This window comes from Brevundimonas sp. EAKA, from assembly GCF_000698025.1.
Taxonomy (GTDB): domain Bacteria; phylum Pseudomonadota; class Alphaproteobacteria; order Caulobacterales; family Caulobacteraceae; genus Brevundimonas; species Brevundimonas mediterranea_A.
In genome coordinates this window covers 1-3,879 of sequence record NZ_JMQR01000194.1, presented here as the reverse complement: position 1 = coordinate 3,879, position 3,879 = coordinate 1, and the positions used below count along the sequence as shown (strand labels likewise).

Sequence of the window (3,879 nt, the reverse complement as noted above, 5' to 3'; positions counted from 1 at the left end):
TGACCGCCCCACCCTGGCTCCGCTGCGCTCCGCCGTCCCTCCCCATGAAGGGGAGGGAGAACGGCTGTGCAGGCGTGGACGATCCGGCTAAGAACGCGTCATGTTCAAGTCCGTCCTGGTCGCCAATCGCGGCGAAATCGCCTGTCGTGTCTTCCGCACCGCCAAGCGGATGGGGTTACGCACCATCGCCGTCTATTCCGAGGCCGACGCCCAGGCCCTGCATGTGCGCGAGGCCGACGAGGCGGTGCGGATCGGGCCGGCGGCGGCGCGCGAGAGCTATCTGGACGGCGCCAAGGTGCTGGCGGCGGCCAAGGCGACGGGGGCGGAGGCGATCCATCCCGGTTACGGATTCCTGAGCGAAAACGCGGACTTTGCGGAAGCTGTTGCGGCGGCGGGTCTGATCTGGGTCGGGCCGGACCCGGCCTCGATCCGGGCCATGGGGCTGAAGGATGCGGCCAAGGAGCTGATGATCCAGGCCGGGGTGCCGGTGACGCCGGGCTATCTGGGCGCGGACCAGTCGGAAGCGACCCTGACGGCCGAGGCGGCGCGGATCGGCTATCCGGTGCTGATCAAGGCGGTCGCGGGCGGCGGCGGCAAGGGGATGAAACGGGTCGATGATCCGGCCGATTTCGCCGCTGGTCTGGCCAGCGCCAAGCGCGAGGGGGCCGCGGCCTTCGGCGACGACCGGGTGCTGATCGAACGCTACATCACCCGCCCGCGCCATATCGAGGTGCAGGTGTTCGGGGATCGGCACGGGGATGTGGTTCATCTGTTCGAGCGGGACTGTTCGCTGCAACGCCGCCACCAGAAGGTGATCGAAGAGGCGCCGGCGCCGGGCATGAGCGAGGCCGTGCGGGCCGCCGTGACGGGCGCGGCGATCAAGGCGGCCAAGGCGGTCAACTATGTCGGGGCCGGGACCATCGAATTCATCGCCGACGCCTCGGACGGGCTGAAGGCGGACGGGATCTGGTTCATGGAGATGAACACCCGGCTGCAGGTCGAGCATCCGGTGACGGAAAGCGTGACCGGCGTCGATCTGGTCGAATGGCAGTTCCGCGTGGCGGCGGGCGAGCCCCTGCCGCTGAAGCAGGATCAGATCAAGCTGAACGGCTGGGCCATGGAGGCGCGCCTCTATGCCGAGGATCCGGCGAACGGTTTCCTGCCGTCGATCGGGCGGCTGGAGCATTTCGTCATGCCGGACGGAATTCGCGTCGATACCGGCGTGGAACAGGGCGGCGAGGTCAGCCAGTTCTACGATCCGATGATCGCCAAGCTGATCGTGCATGAGGACACGCGCGAGGCGGCGGCGGCGCGGCTGGCCGAGGCGGCGGGCGAGGTCGAGGTCTGGCCGGTCAAGACCAATGCGGGCTTCCTGAAACGCTGTTTGGACCATCCGCGCTTCGTGACGGGGGATGTGGATACGGGGTTCATCGCGGCGGAGGAGGCGGCGCTGCAGCCGGTCGAGACCGCCGAGGCGACGCTGGCGGCCCTGACCCTGATCGCGGAGGCGGCGAGCGATGGAGAGGCGGCCGGGTCTGACCGGTTCAGCCCCTGGGGCGGCCAGCCGGGCCTGTCGTATGGGGTTCGTCTGAACGCGCCCGCTCAGACGATGGTCTGGGCGCATGTGGACGGCCGGGGCGTGTCTGGGGCCGTGACCCCGGTCGAGGCGGGATGGCGCGGCGCCGAGGGAAGGACGGCCCAGATCGGATTCGACCAGGTGCAGGCCGGGGAGGCGCTGTTCGGCTATCAGGTGATCGATGACGGCTTCGTCCTGTTCGTGGACGGCGAGGCGCGCCGGGTGACTCCGCATCGCGCCGCCGTGGGCTCAGGCGCCGGAGCGGTCTCCGACGGCGCCCTTCGCGCCCCCATGCCCGGCAAGATCGTCGCCGTACCCGCGAAGGCGGGTGACGTCGTCGCCAAGGGCCAGCCCGTCGTGGTGCTGGAGGCGATGAAGATGGAGCATGCCCTGACGGCGCCCTTCGACGGGGTCGTCGAGCATGTGGCGGCTGTGGGCGATCAGGTGGTCGAGGCGGCGGTTCTGGCGGTGGTGAAGGCGGCGGACTAAAGCCCGATGCCGCCGAGAGGCCGCGTCTGGATCGAGTCGTCCATCTTGGCCATCAGGCCGTAGATGGGGCGCCAGGCGCCGCTTTGACGCAGATCCTCGCTCCAGGACAGATGGGTCGGCTGATCGGCCCAGACCTCCGTGACCCAGAGGACGTCGGCGTCGACCAGATCGTGCGCGACGATATAGGAATGACAGCCGTGCTTCCTGACGGCGGGGTCCATCAGGAGCAGAGCGAGTTCGTCGCGGCGACCCGGGTATGCGGTCAGGCGCGTGATCAATCCGTACATACTGGTTCCGTGGCGTCCGGTAGCGCGCGGGCCATGATCCGGCTTCGTCGTTAAAGAATCTGGCCAAGGCGGATAAGGGCGACTACGTGGGCGCCATGCCGCTTCACATGATCAAACTGGGCGTCGGGGTTCCCGACGTCGACTGGCTGGAGGCCCGTGCGGCCAAGGGCGGGCCGCTGGTGGTCCATACCCGGATGACGCCGAAACGCGCGCCCGAGATCGAGGACGGCGGGTCGCTGTACTGGGTGGTCAAGGGCGTGATCGTCTGCCGCCAGCGCGTGCTCGACATCGCCACCCTGGGCGAGGGCAAGCAGAGCCGGTGCGAGATCACGCTGGAGCCCAAGGTCGTTCGCACGGCGCCAATGGCGCGCCGGCCTTTCCAGGGCTGGCGCTATTTCGAGCCCAAGGACGCGCCGGTCGATCTGACCGACCTCGACGCGGGCGAGGCGCCGGAGGAACTGGTGCGCCAGCTTCGCGAACTGGGCGCCTGGTAGGCCAGAGCCACACGGTTTTTGGGTGTTGACCGGGGCGGTCGGGCGTGGCCTGTGCCGGCTCCGATGATCGCGCTCAGTTTCCAGACCCGTTCCGCCTTTCGCGACCTGCTGCACCTGGCATGGCCGGTGATCCTGGCGCGGATCGGCATCATGACCATGGGGCTGACGGACGCCATCGTGGTGGGGAATTTCTCCAGCAAGGAACTGGCCTTCCATTCGCTGGCCTGGGCGCCGACCTCGATCGTGGTGACGACGGCGGTGGGCCTGATGCTGGGCGTGCAGGTGATGACCGCGCGGATGCTGGGCGAGGGACGTCGGCACGCGGTCGGGTCTGTGCTGCGGCGGGGCATGACCTATTCGCTGCAGATCGGGGTGGTGTCGATGATCGCCCTGATCGCCGTGGGGCCGTGGGGCCTGGGCAAGATCGGGCTGGAGGACGGACTGGCCGAGGGGGCGGGGCCGGCCCTGGTGGTCTTCGCCCTGTCCATGCCCTTCTATCTGATCTCGGTGACGGGCCAGTTCTTCCTGGAGGCCCTGGGACGGCCCAAGCCCGGCATGGTGGCCATGTGGATCGCCAACGGGGTCAATCTGGCGCTCAATATCGTGCTGGTGCCGGACCTGCTGGGCATCGGCTTCGACGGCGCCTTCGCCTCGGCCTGGGCGACGTTCGGGGCGCGGGCGGCGCTGGCGATCTTCCTGGTGGTCTATATCCTGCGCCTGCCCGAGGCGCGGGCGCTGGGTATCTTCGACAAGCCCGAACGCGACCCCAAGGCGGCGCGTGAACAGGTCAAGGTAGGGCTGGGCGCCGGCGCGTCCTATTTCATCGAGGTCGGGGCCTTTTCCGGCTTCACCTTCTTCGCCGGTCAGATCGGCGCCGCCGAGACGGCGGCCTGGGCGGTGGTGCTGAACGTCTCGGCCATCGTCTTCATGCTGCCCATGGGGCTGTCGTCGGCGACGGCGGTGCTGGTGGGGCGCAGCTATGGCGCCGGCGACGGGCGAGGGGTGTTGCGGGCGGGCCTGGTCGGGCTGGGGG

4 protein-coding genes are annotated in these 3,879 nt (G+C 69.0%); 3 read left to right on the top strand and 1 reads right to left on the bottom strand.

Features of this window, described 5'->3' with window-relative positions:
• The first annotated feature begins 100 nt into the window (after positions 1-100).
• Entirely contained in the window at positions 101-2,065 is a 1,965-nt protein-coding gene (locus ER13_RS16505; protein WP_035311051.1) for a biotin carboxylase N-terminal domain-containing protein, read from the top strand.
• On the opposite strand, the gene ER13_RS16500 is transcribed toward ER13_RS16505, so the two are convergent.
• The gene (locus tag ER13_RS16500) at positions 2,062-2,352 is read right to left on the bottom strand and encodes a putative quinol monooxygenase (protein ID WP_008259000.1); all 291 of its coding nucleotides are present in this window, start codon (positions 2,350-2,352) and stop codon (positions 2,062-2,064) included. The two genes, ER13_RS16505 and ER13_RS16500, sit on opposite strands and share 4 nt — an antisense overlap.
• Positions 2,353-2,447: 95 nt before the next feature.
• Between ER13_RS16500 and ER13_RS16495 the strand changes: the two genes are divergently transcribed.
• Both ER13_RS16495 and ER13_RS16490 read left to right on the top strand, forming a co-directional pair.
• Positions 2,448-2,846, top strand: coding sequence for a DUF1489 family protein (locus ER13_RS16495; RefSeq protein WP_035311052.1), 399 nt, complete (start codon positions 2,448-2,450; stop codon positions 2,844-2,846).
• A gap of 51 nt (positions 2,847-2,897) precedes the next feature.
• A partial coding sequence (locus ER13_RS16490; protein WP_231492580.1) for an MATE family efflux transporter occupies positions 2,898-3,879 on the top strand: 982 nt, incomplete at its 3' end.